We start from the raw sequence: 18,011 nt of genomic DNA on the forward strand, positions 1-18,011 counted from the left end.
CACATCCGGGTGGACTGCGCCGCACTATGCTCGGCAGGTGTCCCGGGTGACCCCCATACCTCGCGCCGCCGGTCAGCGCCCACCTCGCGCCCGGACCGGCCGGTCCAGCTGTATCGACAGATCCTGGAGTCACCAATGTCATCGTCCACTGTGGACCCTGCGGACCCGGTCTTCCGACTGCATCAGGGTGGGAAGCTGGCCGTCGCCTCGACCGTCCCGCTGACCAGCCGGGAGGACCTCTCCCTGGCGTACACCCCGGGGGTGGCCCGAGTCTGTGCGGCCATCGCCGCCGAACCCCGGCTCGCGGATGACTACACCTGGGCCGGGCACACCGTCGCGGTCGTCACCGACGGTTCCGCCGTGTTGGGGCTCGGCAACATCGGCCCACACGCCGCGCTGCCGGTCATGGAGGGCAAGGCCGTGCTCTTCAAGCAGTTCGGTGGGGTGGACGCGGTGCCGATCTGTCTGAACACGCAAGACGTGGACGAGATCGTGGCGGCGGTACGGGCCCTCGCCCCCTCCTTCGGCGGCATCAACCTGGAGGACATCAGCGCGCCGCGCTGCTTCGAGGTCGAGCGGCGCCTCGACGCGGCACTGGACATCCCGGTCTTCCACGATGACCAGCACGGCACCGCGATCGTCGTGCTCGCCGCGCTCCGCAACGCGGCGGTGCTGCTCAGCCGAAAGCTCGGCGACCTTCGGGTGGTGATCAGTGGCGCGGGTGCCGCCGGGGTGGCGGTGACCAAGATGCTCGTCGCCGGCGGAGTGCACCCGGAACAGGTGGTGGTCTGTGACTCCCGCGGCATCATCGGGCCGCACCGCGAAGGTCTCACCAGTGCCAAGGCCGAGTTGGCGGAGCTGACCAACGGTGACGGCCGATGGGGCGACGTGGCCGCGGCGCTGCGCGGCGCCGATGTGCTGATCGGGGTCTCAGGGGGCCAGATCCCCGAGGCGGCGGTGGCCGGCATGGCTCCGGGCGGGATCGTCTTCGCGTTGGCCAACCCCACCCCCGAGGTGCAGCCGGAGGTGGCCGCCCGGCACGTGGCGGTGGTCGCCACCGGTCGAAGCGACCATCCCAACCAGATCAACAATGTGCTCGCCTTCCCCGGTGTCTTCCGCGGCGCGCTGGACGCCCGGGCCACCCGGGTCACCGATGGCATGAAGGTGGCAGCGGCGGACGCGATTGCCGGGGTGGTCGCCGACTCGCTCACACCCGAGGCGATCGTCCCGTCACCACTCGACCCGCGGGTCGCCCCCGCAGTGGCCGAGGCGGTCGCGGAGGCCGCCCGGCGCGACGGCGTGACCCGGTAGCCGCGGGCGGCGCGCCGGCGGGATCCGCGCGGCGTGGCGGTGTAACCCGGTCGGCGTGGCGGTCAGGATCCGTGCGGTGCGAGGGCGTAGCCCCGACGAGTGGCCTCGCACACGTCGATGGGCCTTCTGGTCGCCCGCCCGGGTTGTTACCGTGCCGATCATGCGTGCCGCCTTCGCCTCCCGCTTCGACGACGCCAACCCGCTCGCCGCGCTCACCGTCGGCGAGCGGCCGGAACCCGCGCACCACGGCGACGACTGGGTGACAATCCGGGTCACCGCCAGCTCGCTCAATCACCACGATCTATGGTCGCTGCGCGGCGTCGGACTACGCACGGAGCAGCTGCCGATGATCCTGGGCTGCGACGCGGCCGGCGTTGACCCGGACGGCAACCCGGTGGTCGTCTACCCGGTGCTCCCCACCCCGAGCGACCCCCGCCGGGTCTCGATCCTCTCCGAGCACTTCCCGGGCACGCTGGCCGAACGGGTCGCCGTACCCCGGGCGAACCTGCTACCGCTGCCGGCGGGCCTGGCGGCGACTGATGCCGCCTGCCTGCCCACCGCCTGGCTGACCGCATGGCGGATGCTCACCACTCGCGGCCGGGTGGACGAGGCCGCCGCCGTGCTGGTGCAGGGAGCGGGGGGAGGCGTGGCCACCGCGGCCGTCGCGCTCGCCGCCGCGATGGGTAAGCGGGTCTATGCGACCAGCCGGGACGCCGCCAAGCGGGAGCGGGTCGCGGCGCTCGGCGCCACCGCCGTCGAACCGGGCGCCCGGCTGCCGGAGCGGGTGGACCTGGTGATCGAGACAGTCGGTGCCGCGACCTTCGACCACTCGTTGAAGTCAGCCGCGCCGATGGCCCGGATCGTGGTCTCCGGCGCTACCGCCGGGCACGAACCCAAAGTCAACCTGCGCCGTGTCTTCGCCATGCAGCTGGAGATCCTCGGCACCTCCATGGGCACCCCGGACGAGCTGGCCGCGCTGCTGGCCTTCTGCGCTGAGCGGGGGCTGCGCCCGGTGGTGGACCGGGTGGTGCCGTTCACCGCGGTCGAGGAGGCCTTCGTCCGCCTGCACTCCGGCGATGTCTTCGGCAAGGTGGTCGTCGACCACGCCGCCTGAGCGACGTCATCGTCGGCCCGCCACCTCCCGGGCGGAACGGGCGATCTCCCGCTCCTCGTCGGTGCCGATGACGCAGACGGCCACCTCGCCCCCGTCCGGCGAGATGACCCGGTCGCCACTGCCGGCGTTGCGCTCCGGATCGACCGTGATCCCGAGGCGCTCCAGTCCGGCCAGGGCCGCCGCGCGGACCGGGGCGGCGTGCTCACCGACGCCGGCGGTAAAGGTCACCGCGTCCACCCGGCCGAGCAACGCGTAGTACGCCCCGACGTAGCTGGTGATCCGGCGGCAGTACACGTCGAAGGCGAGGCAGGCGGCCTGGTCGCCGTCCGCCCGGCGGGCGAGCACCTCGCGCATGTCATTGGCGCCGGTGAGCCCGTACAAGCCGCTGCGGTGGTTGAGCAGGTCGTCGATGTCGGCTACGCCCAGCCCGCCCTCCCGCCGCAGATGAAAGATCACCGCTGGGTCCAGGTCGCCGCTCCGGGTGCCCATGACCAGCCCTTCAAGCGGGGACATCCCCATCGAGGTGGCCACGCTGCGCCCGCCGGCCACGGCGGCGGCGCTCGCGCCGTTGCCCAGGTGCAGGGTGATGGTGTTGGTGTCGGCGTACGGACGACCCAGCACCTCCGCCGTGCGCCGGGAGACGTACGCGTGGGAGGTGCCGTGGAAGCCGTACCGCCGGATGCCGTACCGGTCGGCCGTCGCCCGGTCGATCGCGTAGGTGGCGGCGGACTCGGGCAGCGTGGTGTGGAAGGCGGTGTCGAAGACGGCGACCTGGGGGACTCCGGGCAGCGTCGCCCGGGCGACCTCGATGCCGGCCAGGTTGGCCGGGTTGTGTAACGGGGCGAGTGGCACCAACTCTCGGATCGCGGCGAGCACCGCGTCGTCGATCAGGACCGGCTCGCCGAAGCGGCGGCCGCCGTGCACCACCCGGTGGCCAATGGCGGCCAGCCCGGTCAGGTCGAGCTCGGCGAGGATCCCCCGGATGGCGGTGCCGTGGTCCGCCGGCCCGCCCCCGGGTTCACCAATCCGCTCGACGGCGCCCCGGTCGAGGACTTCGTCGCCGTCGTAGAGTCGCCACTTGACCGACGACGACCCACAGTTGAGTACCAGCACCCGGCTCATTTGCCTGCCTCTCCGGCCTGGATCGCGGTGATCGCCACCGTGTTGACGATGTCCGGGACGGTCGCACCCCGGGAAAGGTCGTTCACCGGCCGGCGTAGCCCCTGCATGACCGGTCCGACCGCCACCGCCCGGGCAGACCGTTGCACCGCCTTGTACGTGTTGTTGCCCGTGTTCAGATCCGGGAAGACGAAGACCGTCGCCCGCCCGGCGACCGTACTGCCGGGCAGCTTCGTCGCCGCCACCGTCGGGTCGATCGCCGCGTCGTACTGGATCGGCCCCTCGACCAGCAGATCCGGTCGGCGCTCCCGAACCCGTCGGGTGGCCTCCGCGACCTTCTCCACATCGGCGCCGGCGCCCGAACTGCCGGTCGAGTACGACAACATCGCCACCCGCGGCTCGATGCCGAACCGGACGGCGGTGTCGGCGGACGAGATCGCGATGTCGGCGAGCTGGGCGGCGTCCGGGTCGGGATTGACCGCGCAGTCGCCGTAGACGAGTACCCGGTCGGCGAGCAGCATGAAGAAGACGCTGGAGGCGATGGAGACATCGGGCAGATTGCGGATGATCTCGAAGGCGGGGCGGATGGTGGCAGCGGTGGTGTGGGTGGCGCCGGAGACCATGCCGTCGGCGTACCCGGCCCACACCATCATCGTGCCGAAGTAGTTCGGCTGGGGCACGATGTCGTGGGCGAGGTCCGGGGTCACGCCCCGGTGGGCGCGGAGCCGGGCGTACCCGTCGGCGAACTCGTCGCGCCATTCGCTGGTGAACGGATCGATCACCCGTGCGCCGGCGATGTCGACGCCCAACTCCCGGGTCCGCCGGGCGATATCGTCGGGCCGGCCGAGCAGGGTCAGCTCGGCTACATCCCGGCGTAGCAGGATTTCGGCGGCCCGCAGGATCCGCTCCTCGCTGCCCTCCGGCAGCACCACATGCCGGCGCTGTGCCCGGGCACGGTCGATCAGGTCGTACTCGAACATCAGCGGGGTGACCCGCTGCGAACGGGTGACCCGTAGTCGGCGGGACAGGTCGTCGGTGTCCACGCAGCGTTCGAAGGCGCCCAGCGCGGCCTCCACCTTGCGGGGGTTGCTGGCGCTGAGCCGGCCCTCGATCCGGTTGCAGGCGGCCACCGTGTCGTAGCTGTCACTGGGCACGGAGAGCACGGAGAGGCCCGGCCGTAGCAGCTCGACCAGCTGCATTGTGCGCGGGTCCGGCGTTTCACCGAGGGTGAGGACCAGCCCGGAGAGCGCGACCTGTCCCGCGACGTGCGCGGCGTTGGTGGCGACCAGGAGATCGTCCCGATCCCCCGGCATGATCACCAGGGCGCCTTCGGTCAGGTGGTCGAGCAGCGTGGGCACGTGGGCCGCGCCGACGACATAGTCGAGCACGTCGCGGCTGAGCGCGGCGTCATCCCCAACGAGCTGGGTGGCGCCGAGCGCCGTCGCCACCTCGGCAACGGTCGGCGCCGACACGCTGGGCACCTCGGGGATCAGGTACGCGGGCACCGGCAACTCGGGCAGGGTGAGCGGACCGGTCACCCGGTTCGCGACGACCGCCAGCACCGTCGCGCCGAGGTCCGCGAGGTCGTGGTACGCGCCCCGGGCCGCTGCCGCGATGGTGGCGGTCTCCTGCTCGTACCCGTCCACCACGGGGACCACGACGCTGCCGAACTCGGTCGCGAGCCGGGCATTGAAGGCCAGTTCCCGTGGGCCGGCGCCGTCGCCGTCGTCGGCGAAGTCACTGCCCACCACGACCACCGCCGGGAACTGCCGCTCGACCGCGCGGTACCGCTCGAGGATGCGGGAGACGAGCTGCTCCCGCCGTCCTTCGGCGACCATCCCGGTGGCCTCGGTGTAGGTGGTGCCGGTGAGGTCTTCGATCGGCAGGCCGACCCGGTAGCGTTTGCTCAGTAGGGCGAGGATCGGGTCCGGCTGGTCGCCTCGGACCAACGGCCGGAAGATTCCGACTCGGCCAACCTGTCGGGACAACAGCTCCGCCAGTCCCAGGGCGACGGTGGACTTGCCGCCACCGGAACTCACGCTGGTCAGATACACACTCCGCGCCACGAGATCCACTCTAGGAGCTCGTCGGGCTGTCCGCCTGGGTCCTTCGGCCCGGTCATCCGGCCCGGGGCCCGGGTGTTCGTCGTGCACCACAAACTCCCCGGGGGAGTTCGTGCCGTTCCCGGGGAGTTGTGGGGCGGCTCCCGGGGCCTTGTGGGACGGCTCCCGGGGGTGCTTGCGGCCCTACTCGTCGTCCTCGTCGTCCAGCCGAGCCAGGTAGGTGGCGAAGCGCTCGATCGGGGTCTCGAATTCGGGGTTCTGGTCGACGAAGTCGCGTAGGCGCTCGGCGAGCCACTCGAAGCTGACCTGCTCGTCGCCGCGGCGCTCGGTCAGTTCCTCGATCCCTCGGTCGGTGAAGTACATGCGTTCCTCGGTCACGTCGTGATGTGGGGGGCCGGGACGGTCGTCCCAGCCCCCACCAGTACGGGTTGGGTGGTGCCTACGGGCGGGGGAGAGCTGCGTCGAGCAGGGCGGAGAGCTCGACGTCGTGCATCTTGGCCGAGCCGACCGCCGGGGCGGCGGCCGCTGGGCGGGAGATGCGGCGCAGCCGTACCCCGTCCAGGTGCTCCAGCATGTTGAGCGCGACGAACGACCAGGCGCCCTGGTTGGCCGGCTCCTCCTGGACCCAGGCGAAGTCCACCGCGTTCGGGTACGCCGCGAGCGCGGCCCGAATCTCCTCGATCGGCATCGGATAGAGCTGCTCGACCCGGATGATCGCAGTGTCGGTGATACCGCGATCCTGCCGGGCCTGGAACAGGTCGTAGTAGACCTTGCCCGAGCAGAGCAACACCCGCTGCACCTGCTCCGGGGCGGGGGCGCCCCCGTCGGACAGCACCGACTGGAAGGTGCCGTTGGTGAAGTCCTCGACCTGCGAGACGCAGAGCCGGTGCCGCAGCAGGGACTTCGGCGTGAAGACGATGAGGGGCTTGCGCTTCGGCGACAGGGCCTGGCGACGCAGCAGGTGGAAGTAGTTCGCCGGGGTCGTCGGGATCGCCACCCGCATGTTGTCCTCGGCGCAGAGCTGGAGGAACCGTTCCGGGCGGCCGGAGGTGTGGTCCGGGCCCTGGCCCTCGTGGCCGTGCGGCAGCAGCAGCGTGACCGCGGAGCGCTGACCCCACTTCACCTCGCCGGAGGAGATGAACTCGTCGATCACCGACTGGGCGCCGTTGACGAAGTCACCGAACTGGGCCTCCCAGCAGACCAGCGCGTTGACGTTCTCCACCGAGTAGCCGTACTCGAAGCCCATCGCCGCGTACTCGGACAGGAGCGAGTCGTGTACGAAGAACCGGGACCGTTCACCGCCGACGGTGAGTGCCTCCAGGGGCAGGTGGTCGTCGCCGGTCTCGGAGTCCACGACGGAGGCGTGCCGCTGCACGAAGGTGCCGCGGCGGGAGTCCTGCCCGGCGAGCCGGATGGTGACCCCGTCGTGCAGCAACGCACCGAAGGCGATGATCTCGCCGAAGCCCCAGTCGATGTTGCCCTCGCTGGCCATCTTGGCCCGCCGGTCGAGCAGCTGCTGGATCCGCTTGTGCGGGGTGAAGGCCTCCGGCAGGTTGAGGTGCGCCTCGCCGATCGTCCGGATGACATCGGCGTCGGTGGCGGTCTCCACCGGTGGCTCGGGCTCGTCCTTCCGCTGCGGGCGGCTGAGCTGACGGGGTGCGGTGGCGGCGTCTCGGGTGGCCTTGAAGACCCGCTCCAGCTGCGCCTGGTAGTCGCGCAGCAGCTCCTCCGCGTCCTCCACGGTGATGTCGCCCCGCCCGATCAGCTCCTCGGTGTAGAGCTTGCGAACCGACCGCTTCGAGTCGATGATCCGGTACATCTCCGGGTTCGACATCGACGGGTCGTCGCCCTCGTTGTGCCCGCGTCGGCGGTAGCAGACCAGGTCGATGACGACATCCTTGTTGAACGTCTGTCGGTACGCGAAGGCCAGCTGGGCGACCCGCACCACGGCCTCCGGGTCGTCACCGTTGACGTGGAAGATCGGCGCCTGGATCATCCGGGCCACGTCGGTGCTGTAGAGGCTGGAGCGGCTGTACTCCGGTGCGGTGGTGAAGCCGACCTGGTTGTTGACCACCACGTGCACCGTGCCGCCGGTGCGGTAGCCGCGGAGCTGGGACAGGTTCAGCGTCTCGGCGACGACTCCCTGGCCGGCGAAGGCCGCGTCACCGTGCACCGCCAGCGGCAGTACGGTGTAGCCCTCCAACTTGAGGTCGATCCGGTCCTGCTTGGCCCGGACGATGCCCTCCAGCACCGGGTCAACGGCCTCCAGGTGCGACGGGTTCGCCACCACCGAGACCTTGACCGAGTGTTCGCCGTCCGGGGTGGTGAACTTGCCGTTCTGCCCGAGGTGGTACTTCACGTCGCCGGAGCCCTGCGTGGAGCGCGGGTCCAGGTGTCCCTCGAACTCGGAGAAGATCTTCTCGTACGGCTTGCCGACGATGTTGGCCAACACGTTGAGTCGGCCCCGGTGCGCCATGCCGATGACGACCTCGTCCAGCCCACCTTCGGCGGAGGCCTCCAACACCTCGCCGAGCAGCGGAATCAGCGACTCGCCCCCCTCCAACGAGAAGCGCTTCTGGCCGACGTACTTGGTCTGCAGGAAGGTTTCGAAGGCCTCCGCGGCGTTCAGCCGGTTGAGGACGTGCTTCTGTTCGTTGACCGCCGGCTTCTCGTACTTGCGCTCGACCCGCTGCTGGATCCAGCGCCGCTCCTCCGGGTCCTGGATGTGCATGTACTCGATGCCGACCCGGCGGCAGTAGGTGTCCCGGAGCACGCCGAGGACATCGCGCAACTTCATCCGCTGCCGGTTGGCGAACCCGTTCACCGGGAACTGGCGGTCCAGGTCCCACAGGGTGAGCCCGTGCTGGAGGACGTCCAGGTCCGGGTGCTTGCGGATCTTGAACTCCAGCGGGTCGGTGTCGGCCATCAGATGGCCCCGCACCCGGTAGGCGTGGATCAGCTCGTGGACCCGGGCAGTCTTGTTGATCTGACCCTCGCCGTCGATCGCGACGTCGCGCATCCAGCGCACCGGCTCGTACGGGATGCGGAGCGACGTGAAGATCTCGTCGTAGAAGCCGTGCTCGCCGAGGAGTACCTCGTGCATCACCTTGAGGAACTCGCCGGACTGCGCGCCCTGGATGATCCGGTGGTCGTAGGTGCTGGTCAGCGTGATGACCTTACTGACCGCCAACTCGGCGAGGGTGCCCTCGCTCATGCCCTGGTACGGCGCCGGGTACTCCATCGCCCCGACACCGATGATCGCGCTCTGGCCGGTCATGAGTCGTGGCATCGAGTGCACGGTGCCGATGCCGCCGGGGTTGGTCAGCGAGATGGTGGTGCCGCTGTAGTCCTCCATGGTCAGCTCGTTCTTCCGAGCCCGCCGGACCACGTCCTCGTACGCCTGCCAGAACTGGCGGAAGTCCAGCTGTTCACAGGCCTTGATGGAGGGCACCACCAGGTTGCGGCTGCCGTCCGGCTTGACCAGGTCGATCGCGATTCCGAGGTTGATGTGCTCGGGGCGGACCAACGCCGGTTTGCCGTCCACGACGGCGAAGGAGTTGTTCATCTCCGGGTGCATCGCCAGCGCGCGGACCAGCGCGTATCCGACCAGGTGGGTGAAGCTGACCTTCCCGCCGCGGCCCCGGGCGAGGTGGTTGTTGATCACAATGCGGTTGTCCACCAGCAGCTTGGCCGGAACTGCGCGCACGCTGGTCGCGGTCGGCACGCTCAACGAGGCGTCCATGTTCTGGACGATTTTGGCGGCGACCCCGCGTAGCGGTGCGGTCTGCGGGCCGGATGCGGTGGGTGTGGTGGCCGGCTTCGTGGGGGCGGGCTTGGCGGCCGGCTTCGCGGCGGCGGGCTTCGCGGCGGGCTTGCTGGGAGCGGGCTTGCTGGGGGCGGGCTTGGTCGATCCGCGCTCCGGGGTGGCAGCGGGCGGGGCGGCCGAGGGTGCCGGCCGGCCGTCGGGCTCCGGCTTCGCGGCCGGTTCGCCATCCCGCGTCTCTCCCGGGCCCGGGGTGGGCCGGTAGTCGGCGAAGAAGTCGTGCCAGGCCGGGTCGACGCTGGTGGGGTCGGTCAGGAACCGCTGGTACATCTCTTCGACGATCCACTCGTTCGGGCCGAAACCCGCCAGTGGGTTCTCCTGCGAGGTCTGCTGGGTCGACACGGCCGGTAATCGCCTCTTTCACGCAAGTTTGTGGGTTACGCCGAACGCCGGGGGTCCCCGGACACACGAGTCAGGTTCCAGGCTACGCCGTACCAAACCGATAGGAGTTGCCGACTCGGCTCCGTGGGGGGTTTCACAGAAAACGCCAGGCGGTTGCCGGTCGCGGTGCCTCCCGCCGACTCCTGGTACCCGGCCCGAGCCCGTTGGCTGCGGACGGACGTACCCGCCCGAAGAGCAGGTACGCCGTCCACCTGATGGATCCGTCAGGAGATGTCCCGCCGGCGCATAGTGAGGATGCCGATCAGCCCGAAGACCAGCCCATAGCCGATGAGTACGGCGGCGCCGGCCCAGCGCGGCGGCTCCCCTGGGATGTCGACACCGGTGATCATGAGTGCGGAGGCCAGCGACGGCACCAGCACCTGCAGGTTGTTGACCCAGTCACCGAGTCTGTTCGCCGCCACGGTGAGCACGGTCAGCGCCCCGATCGTGCCCCCCAGATACAGCAGAATCCCGGTGACGGTGGCGCCGATCTGGCTGCGGATGAGCGTCCCCAGGCCGACCCCGAAAAACGCCCAGAGCAGGTAGGCCAGCCCGTTGAGCGCAACGGCCTCCCAGACGGCGCCGCCCCATTGGGCGCCCACCCCGACCTGCTCCAGGATCGCCATCCCCGCGAGCAGGTTCGCGCTGGTCGTCCCCAGCCAGAAAATCAGCGCCAGGCAGGCGGTCGCGGCGAGCTTGGCCAGGACGACCGCGCTGCGCCGCGGAGTGGTCAGGAAGGTGGTGGTCACGGTCTGGTGGAAGAACTCACCGGTTACCACGATGATGCCGAGCAGCATCACCATCAGCAGGCCGAGGAACTGGCCGTTGGTGTAGAGGTTGGCCGCCAGCGCATCCGGCTGGGACACCGCCCCCACCGCCTCGGCCTGTCCCGCCGGCACGTCGCCGAACAGGTCCCGGGCGAGCACCTCGGTCTGCCCCCAGTTGACAAGCAGCGCGATGCCCCACAGCGGCAGGTAGATCAGAGCCATGATCCACCACGTCTTGGTCGTGCGGATCTTGAACAGCTCGGCTCGGATCAGGTTACTCATCGGATGCCTGCCCTTCCGGCTGTCAGCTCCAGGAAGACGCCCTCCAGGTCGGGGCGTTCGGTGGCGAGTTCGTGTAGTTCGACGCCGGCGGCCAGGGCGGCCCGGCCGACAGTCGGCCCGTCCGCGCCGACGACCAGCAGCGCTCCCTGGTCATCCACCTCCACCGTCGCCGACGCCTGCTCCAACGCGGTGCGTAGCGTCTCGGCCTGTGGGGTGCGCACCCGGACCCGGGTGGTCTGCGCCATCGAGCCGATGACCCGATCCACCGGGCCCTGCCGGACCAGTTGGCCCGCTGCGATGATGACGACATCGTCCGCGAGGAGCTGCATCTCCGACAGCAGGTGGCTGGAGACCAGCACGGTACGCCCCTCGGCGGCCAGGCCCTTCAGGAAGCCGCGCATCCACCGGATGCCCTCCGGGTCGAGCCCGTTGGCCGGCTCGTCCAGAATCAGCACCCGGGGGTCGCCGAGCATCGCCGCGGCGATGCCCAGGCGCTGCTTCATGCCCAGCGAGTAGCCCTTGAACTTGCGCCGGCCCGCTGGCGCCAGACCGACCTGGGCCAGCACCTCGTCAGCCCGGGAGCGGGGCAGCCCGGCGGCGGTGCAGATCATCCGCAGGTGGTTGATGCCGGTACGCCCCTTGTGCGCGCTGGACGCCTCCAGCACCGCGCCGACGTGCCGCAGCGGGTCAGGCAGGTCGGCATACCGTTGCCCGCCGATAGTGGCCTGGCCAGCCGTCGGGGTGACCAGGCTCAGCAGCATGCGCAGGGTGGTGGTCTTGCCGGCGCCGTTCGGGCCCAGGAACCCGGTGACCCGACCCGGCTCCACCCGGAAGGAGAGGCCGTTGACCGCGCGAACACTGCCGTAGATCTTTGTCAGCCCGGAGACCAGGATCTCGCCGGTGGTGTCGGGGCTCGACCGTCCGTCCGTCATTCTTCTCCCAGCGTTGTGTCAGGATCACCGTCGCCAGTTTGACCGGGCGGCGCAAACTCACCGTGGCCTGGGATTCTGCCCGGACCGGTGCCGGTCGGCTATCCCTTTATCCAGGTGGCGCGGGCGTAGCCGAGGAGGCTGCCGTCCGGGGCGAACAAGCTGCTGTGCACCTCGGCTTTGCGGCCCTGGGCGCGCGACAGCACCCCGGTGACCACGCACTCGTCGTCGGGGCGCGGTGCGGCCAGCACCACCGCGGAGATCCGGCCCAGCAGGTAAGGCCGGCCGGGGGCGATCACCGACCAGCCCCCGGGACAGTCCAGCGCCGCCCAGGCGGTGACCACGTCCGCTCCCGCCGGAACCCGGAACGGGGCGGCGGTGCGCCCGGCAGCCAGCGGACCGGGAAAGATCCGCAGCCCGTCGGCGTGCTCCGGGCCGCACACATAGCAGCTGGGAAACGGGTGGTTGACCAGCCCGGGGTAGTCGGCTGCGGCAGCCCGGGCGGTCGCCAGATCCACCGGTTCCGCCACCGGGTCGAAGGCGGCAACCGTCGCGATCTCGGCGATGAGGTGGCCGGCTGGATCGCGGACCTCGCCCGCGTCGAGGGTCAACGGCGTCTCCAGCGGTGGCGGCCGGCGCAGGGTCACCTCCACCGGATCCGCGTCGGGTCGGGGGCGACTGCCGGGCATCGGTAGCGCAGCGTTCTGGGCGGCCACCGCGAACGTACCCGCGCTCCACCCGCCGTTCCCCGAGCCCGACGGGCCGTTGTACCGCGAGCCGATGATCATGCTGTCCACCTCCGGTTGGCGCCGGCCCGGTCGCCGGTCCGCCGGGCAGCCTCCCATGGTCCTGCCGCGGCCGCCCAGGGTGGCCGGTGCCTCCACTCACAGCGTCTTTTCAGGAACTACCCAGGCATGTCGCAGTCGGGGCGCGGATGATGGTCGTATGGCGGCTACCCAGACCGAGGCCCGACTGCTCGTCGTCGAGGACGACCCGAACATTCTGGAGCTGCTCTCCGCGAGCCTGCGCTTCGCTGGTTTCGACGTGGCGACCGCGACAAGTGGTAGCGCCGCGCTGAGCACGGCGAAGACCCACCGCCCCGATCTGGTCGTGCTGGACATCATGCTGCCGGACCTGGACGGGTTCGAGGTCATCCGGTTACTGCGCGAGGGGGGCGCCCGTACCCCGGTCGTCTTCCTGACCGCGCGGGACGCCACCGACGACAAGATCCGCGGCCTGACCCTGGGCGGCGACGACTACGTGACCAAGCCGTTCAGCCTGGAGGAGTTGACCGCCCGGATCCGGGCGGTACTGCGCCGCAGCGTCAGCGGTGAGCAGGCCCCGGCCCGGCTCACCTTCGCCGACCTCGAACTCGACGAGGAGGCCCACGAGGTGCACCGGGCGGGGCAGCGGGTGCAGCTCTCCCCGACGGAGTTCAAGCTGCTGCGGTATCTGATGCTGAACGCCAACCGGGTGCTCTCCAAGGCGCAGATCCTCGATCACGTCTGGAACTACGACTTCCGGGGCGACGACAACATCGTTGAGTCGTACATCTCGTATCTTCGGCGCAAGGTCGACAACACCCAGCCCCGGTTGATCCACACCCTCCGCGGGGTCGGGTACGTGCTCCGCAAGCCGGCAGCGTGAACGCCGTTTCGCAGGCGAAGGCCGGGCTGCGCCGGATCCCGCTCCGGGTCAAGCTGATCGCCGCGGTCCTCACTCTGGTGGCGGTCGCGCTCCTGGTGATCAGCACGTTGACCGCTGTCTTCCTCCGGAGCTACCTCATCAATCAGGTGGACGAGGGGTTGAGGGTCACCACCAGGAACCTCGAAACCCGCGGCGAGTTCAACGTGTCGGATCGTCTAACCGTCTTTCCGACGGACTATTTGATCGTCGTGACGAGCGCCAGAACCGGGCTGGCCAACGGCGGGTACGACCAAGACCGGTTCGAGAGTCGGGACCTGCCCCCGGTGCCGGCGGACGCCGCGGGGTTTCGGCGCCTGGCCGGTGAGCCGTTCACCGTGCGCGCGGAGGGCAACGATGTGCACTGGCGAATGCTGTACACGGAGCTGCCGAGCGGAGATTGGCTGGTCGTTGGGCGGCACCTGACCGACGTGGATCGAGCCGTCAAGCGGCTGGTCTGGATCGACCTGCTGGTGGGCACGTCGGTGCTGCTCCTGCTCGCCTCGATCGGCGCGGGCATCGTCCGGGCCAGCCTGAAGCCCCTCGACGAGATCGAGCAGACCGCCGCCGCGATCGCCGGCGGCGACCTGACCCGCCGGGTGCCGGACCCCGAGGCGGGTAACCCACAACCGACCTCGGAGCTGGGGCGGCTGTCCCGGGCGCTCAACATGATGCTCACCCAGATCGAGGCGGCCTTCACCGCCCGCGCCGCCTCGGAGACCGCCGCCCGCGCCGCCGAAACCACCGCTCGGGACGCCGCGGCGCACGCCCAGGCGTCCGAGTCCCGCGCCCGTCGATCCGAGGAGCGGATGCGGCAGTTCGTCGCGGACGCCTCGCATGAGCTGCGTACCCCACTGACCACCATCCGGGGCTTCGCCGAGCTGTATCGGCAGGGCGCTGCGCGGGATCCTGAGCAGACCGGCGACCTGCTGCGTCGGATCGAGGACGAGGCGGCCCGGATGGGGCTGCTGGTGGAGGATCTGCTGCTGCTCGCCCGGCTGGACCGGGAGCGTCCGCTGTCGCCGGCCCCGGTCGAGCTGCCGGTGCTGGCTGCCGACGCGGTGGCGGCGGCCCGGGCGGTGGCGCCGGACCGGCGGATCGAACTGGACATCATCCCGGGCGCCGGGCCGCTGGTGGTCTACGGCGACGACGCACGACTGCGGCAGGTGATCGGCAACCTGATGACTAATGCCCTGACGCACACCCCACCGGGGGCTTCGGTGACGCTACGGCTGCGTTCCGAGCCCGATCAGTTGGCGGTGGTGGAGGTCGCCGACACCGGGCCGGGGCTCTCCGGTGAGCAGGCCGAGCGGGTGTTCGAGCGCTTCTACCGAGTGGACGCGGCCCGGACCCGACGGGCCGGTGGCAACACCGGGACCGGGCTGGGCCTGGCGATCGTCGCCGCCCTGGTCGCCGCCCATCAGGGCACGGTGGAGGTGGCGCAGACTCCGGGCGGAGGCGCGACCTTTCGGGTCCGGCTGCCCCTGGCGCCGGCACCGGACGGTGACGAGGTGTAATTTCAGCCAATCCACAGCTGGGCTTCAGGCTGATCGAAGTGGTAGGGGAGAAGGTGGTTCCATGACCGACTACGAGTCCGACCCGCAGCGTCGGCAGACCCCCGGGGACGCCGAGCCGTCGCATCCCACTGTCGATCTGTCTCGCCCCGAGCGCACCCAGTCCGACTCTTCGGCCGCTACCCCCGGTACGGACCGCAGTGCCGCGCTGTCCGCCGACACCCCGGCCGACCGTGCCGAGGTGTCGCCGTCCTCGGCCCCGGACGCTCCGTCGTCGGCCGACCGCACCGAGGTGTCGCCGTCCTCGGCCCCGGACGCTCCGTCGTCGGCCGGCCCCGCGGCGCCGCTCGCCCCCCGGCTCGGCGCCGCGCCCGTCACCGCGCCGCCCGGTGGGCACCCCTATCCACCCGGCTACTCGGCACAACATCCCGGCGCTGTCTGGTACGGGCCGCAGTCCAGCGCCGGGAGCGGGGGGCAGCCGGGCGGGTACGGAGCCCCGTTCTACCCGGGTCAGCCAGCGCAACTGGCCGGGCAGCCCATGCCACCGTGGGTGGCGCCGCGAACGGGTCCGAATCCGGGCAGCCGGGTCGCGAAATTCGTCGGCGCGGGCGTCGCGGTGCTCGCCCTGATGTTCGGCTCCGGTGTCGCCGGCGGTGCGCTCGCACTCGCCCTGAGCGATGGTTCCGGCGTCACGCGCACCTACTCCGCGGCCCCGATCATCGACAGCGCCGACCTGCCGCGGATCGCCGCCGCGGTGCAGCCCAGCGTGGTGTCGATCGGTACCGACACCGGCGGGGGCTCGGGCGTGATCCTCACCGCCGACGGATATGTGCTGACCAACAACCACGTGATCGCCACCGCCAGCGGCGGCACCGTGCTGGTGACCCTCGCCGACGGCGAGACGGTGTCGGCGGAGATCACCGGCACCGACCCCAAGACCGACCTGGCGGTGGTGAAGGCCGCCGGGGTGAGCGACCTGACGCCGGCGGAGTTCGGCGACAGCGACGCGATGCAGGTCGGCGATCAGGTCCTCGCCCTCGGTAGTCCACTGGGCCTGCAGGGGTCGGTGACCGCCGGCATCCTCAGCGCGCGGGACCGCACTATCCAGGCCGGCGGTTCGGAGCAGGACCCGACGGTGGGAGTTACCTCGATTTCGGGGCTGTTGCAGACCGACGCGCCGATCAACCCCGGCAACTCCGGTGGGGCGTTGGTCAACACCCGAGGTGAGGTGATCGGGATCAACACCGCGATCGCCACCAGCGGCCAGGGCAGCACCGGCAACATCGGGGTCGGCTTCGCCATCCCCAGCAACAAGGCCGAGGACGTAGCCGAGAAGCTGCAACGGGGTGAGAAGGTCAGCCACCCCACCCTCGGCGTCAGCGTCATCGCCGCTGAGGGCGGCGGCGCGCTGGTGGCCGAGGTTCTCCCCGGCGGCGCTGCCGAGCGGGCGGGTTTCCAGCAGGGCGACGTCATCATCCGGTTCGGCGAGAAGGTGATCAGCGACTCCGAAGATCTGGTCGCCGTGGTCCAGGCCGGGAAGGTGGGCGACCGGGTGGATGTGACCTACAAGCGAAACAATGTTGAAGCGACGGCAACCGTGACGCTCGCTGAAGCGTCCTAAGGAGTGATGCCCATCCAGGGCGTCACTGCGATCGGGACTTTCCTCCTCCCTCCTGCGGCGGGTGGTGGAGCCAAGGGGGTTGGCTCCACCACCCGCCGCGTCCGCTGGCGGTGGGTGAACCAGGGCCGGCCGGAGCGGCGAGGATGCGCCCGGCTTGTCCGGTTTAGTCGGGTGGCAACCGGGAACCCGCCCCCGACTGGCAGCCGTGCTGGGGGCGGGCATGGCGGTGCCCACCAACGGCCCCGGAGGGGGACTCGTGGCGCGCAACCGCGGGGACGGCAGCGTGGCCGGGCGGCCACTACGGATCGCGATGGTGGTCCCGCCGTGGCTGTCGGTGCCGCCAGCCGGCTACGGCGGCTTGGAGCACGTCGTCGCTGGCCTCGTGGACGGGCTGACCGCCCGGGGCCACCCGGTGACCCTCTTCGGGGCGGGTGAGCAGACCGGGACGACCGCCCGCTACGTCTCGACCGACGCCGAGCTGAAGTTTCACCGGATGGGTGAGGCGCTGCCCGAGCTGGCCCACCTCGTTCAGGTGAATCAGTCCGTCACTCCGGAACACTTCGACGTGGTCCACGACCACACCACGATCGGACCCCTGTTGGCCGGACGCCGGTCCGTGCCCACCGTCGCCACCGTGCACGGCAACCCGGTCGGGGAGTACGGCACCGTTCTTGGGGATATCGACCAAGGCGTTGGTCTGGTGGCCATCTCCCACGCCCAACGGCGGCTCAACCCGCGGCTGCCCTGGGTCGGCACCGTGCACAACGGGCTGGACATCGGAGATATCCCGCACAAGCTGACGCCGGGTCGGGGGCCGGTGCTCTGGCTGGCCCGGTTCAGTCCGGACAAGGGACCCGACCTCGCCATTCGTGCCTGCCGAGCGGCCGGTCTGCCACTGATCCTCGCCGGCAAGTGCAACGAACCGGCCGAACGTCGCTACTTCGACGAGGTCGTCCGGCCGATGCTCGGCGATGATGTCACCGTCATCCTCGACGCCGATCGGCGGGACTCGTTCCGCCTGCTTCTCGACGCCCGCTGTCTGGTGCTGCCGATCCAGTGGGAGGAGCCGTTCGGTGTCGTCATGCTGGAGGCGATGGCCACCGGGACGCCGGTGGTGGCGCTACGTCGAGGTGCCGTGCCGGAGTTGATCATGTCGGGCCGAACCGGTCTGATCTGCGAGAGCGGGGACGAGTTGCCGGGGGCGCTGCGGAGGGTGGGCGGACTGGACCCGGCGGTCTGCGTCGCGCATGTGGCGGAGAACTTCTCCATCGCCCGGCTGGTTGACGGCTACGAGGCGGTGCTGCAGCGGTTCGTCTCGGCGGTGGTCCCCGCGCGCGAACCCGCCCCCACCACCTTCCGTTGAGGGCGGCGGCCGGATCAGTCCGCGCAGGGGAGGCCGGTGAC

13 protein-coding genes are annotated in these 18,011 nt (G+C 70.6%); 6 read left to right on the forward strand and 7 right to left on the reverse strand.

Annotated features, from left to right (window positions below; translation table 11 throughout):
* Positions 1-135 precede the first annotated feature (135 nt).
* Positions 136-1,311: an NAD(P)-dependent malic enzyme gene (locus B118_RS0101350; protein WP_018222789.1), complete on the forward strand. Its 1,176-nt coding sequence runs from the start codon at positions 136-138 to the stop codon at positions 1,309-1,311.
* Positions 1,312-1,462: 151 nt separating this feature from the next.
* Positions 1,463-2,425 carry a zinc-binding dehydrogenase gene (locus tag B118_RS0101355; RefSeq protein WP_018222790.1) on the forward strand — a complete coding sequence of 321 codons (963 nt, stop codon included), beginning with the start codon at positions 1,463-1,465 and terminating at the stop codon, positions 2,423-2,425.
* A 6-nt stretch (positions 2,426-2,431) separates the two neighbouring features.
* Here B118_RS0101355 and B118_RS0101360 read toward each other — a convergent pair whose 3' ends face one another.
* The 7 genes from B118_RS0101360 to B118_RS0101390 all read right to left on the reverse strand — a co-directional run bounded on the left by B118_RS0101360 (position 2,432) and on the right by B118_RS0101390 (position 12,577).
* Positions 2,432-3,547, reverse strand: coding sequence for an acetate/propionate family kinase (locus tag B118_RS0101360; protein WP_018810086.1), 1,116 nt, complete (start codon positions 3,545-3,547; stop codon positions 2,432-2,434).
* On the reverse strand, positions 3,544-5,619 hold the full coding sequence (gene pta / locus B118_RS0101365; RefSeq protein WP_018810085.1) for a phosphate acetyltransferase: 2,076 nt from the start codon (positions 5,617-5,619) through the stop codon (positions 3,544-3,546). The genes B118_RS0101360 and pta overlap by 4 nt, the downstream gene beginning before the upstream one ends.
* A gap of 171 nt (positions 5,620-5,790) precedes the next feature.
* Complete coding sequence (locus B118_RS0101370; protein ID WP_018222793.1) at positions 5,791-5,985, reverse strand: DUF6104 family protein; 195 nt, start codon at positions 5,983-5,985, stop codon at positions 5,791-5,793.
* A 61-nt stretch (positions 5,986-6,046) separates the two neighbouring features.
* Entirely contained in the window at positions 6,047-9,772 is a 3,726-nt protein-coding gene (locus B118_RS0101375) for a multifunctional oxoglutarate decarboxylase/oxoglutarate dehydrogenase thiamine pyrophosphate-binding subunit/dihydrolipoyllysine-residue succinyltransferase subunit (protein ID WP_018222794.1), read from the reverse strand.
* 263 nt (positions 9,773-10,035) lie between these two features.
* On the reverse strand, positions 10,036-10,860 hold the full coding sequence (locus B118_RS0101380; protein WP_028192276.1) for an ABC transporter permease subunit: 825 nt from the start codon (positions 10,858-10,860) through the stop codon (positions 10,036-10,038).
* Positions 10,857-11,792: an ATP-binding cassette domain-containing protein gene (locus B118_RS0101385; protein WP_018810083.1), complete on the reverse strand. Its 936-nt coding sequence runs from the start codon at positions 11,790-11,792 to the stop codon at positions 10,857-10,859. Before B118_RS0101385 ends, B118_RS0101380 begins: the two co-directional genes overlap by 4 nt.
* 98 nt (positions 11,793-11,890) lie before the next feature.
* On the reverse strand, positions 11,891-12,577 hold the full coding sequence (locus B118_RS0101390; RefSeq protein WP_026270415.1) for a hypothetical protein: 687 nt from the start codon (positions 12,575-12,577) through the stop codon (positions 11,891-11,893).
* Positions 12,578-12,734: 157 nt separating this feature from the next.
* Between B118_RS0101390 and B118_RS0101395 the strand changes: the two genes are divergently transcribed.
* The 4 genes from B118_RS0101395 (at position 12,735) to B118_RS0101410 (ending at position 17,970) form a co-directional block, all read left to right on the forward strand.
* Positions 12,735-13,436 (forward strand): response regulator transcription factor, encoded by a 702-nt coding sequence (locus B118_RS0101395; protein ID WP_018222798.1) that lies wholly within the window; start codon positions 12,735-12,737, stop codon positions 13,434-13,436.
* Positions 13,433-14,989 carry a sensor histidine kinase gene (locus B118_RS0101400; RefSeq protein ID WP_018810081.1) on the forward strand — a complete coding sequence of 519 codons (1,557 nt, stop codon included), beginning with the start codon at positions 13,433-13,435 and terminating at the stop codon, positions 14,987-14,989. The genes B118_RS0101395 and B118_RS0101400 overlap by 4 nt, the downstream gene beginning before the upstream one ends.
* Positions 14,990-15,050: 61 nt before the next feature.
* Entirely contained in the window at positions 15,051-16,607 is a 1,557-nt protein-coding gene (locus B118_RS0101405) for a S1C family serine protease (RefSeq protein WP_018810080.1), read from the forward strand.
* Between the two features lie 256 nt (positions 16,608-16,863).
* Positions 16,864-17,970, forward strand: coding sequence for a glycosyltransferase family 4 protein (locus B118_RS0101410; RefSeq protein WP_420329446.1), 1,107 nt, complete (start codon positions 16,864-16,866; stop codon positions 17,968-17,970).
* Positions 17,971-18,011: the final 41 nt, after the last annotated feature.

Origin of the sequence: Salinispora pacifica CNR114, assembly GCF_000514775.1 — a bacterium.
Classification (GTDB): domain Bacteria; phylum Actinomycetota; class Actinomycetes; order Mycobacteriales; family Micromonosporaceae; genus Micromonospora; species Micromonospora pacifica.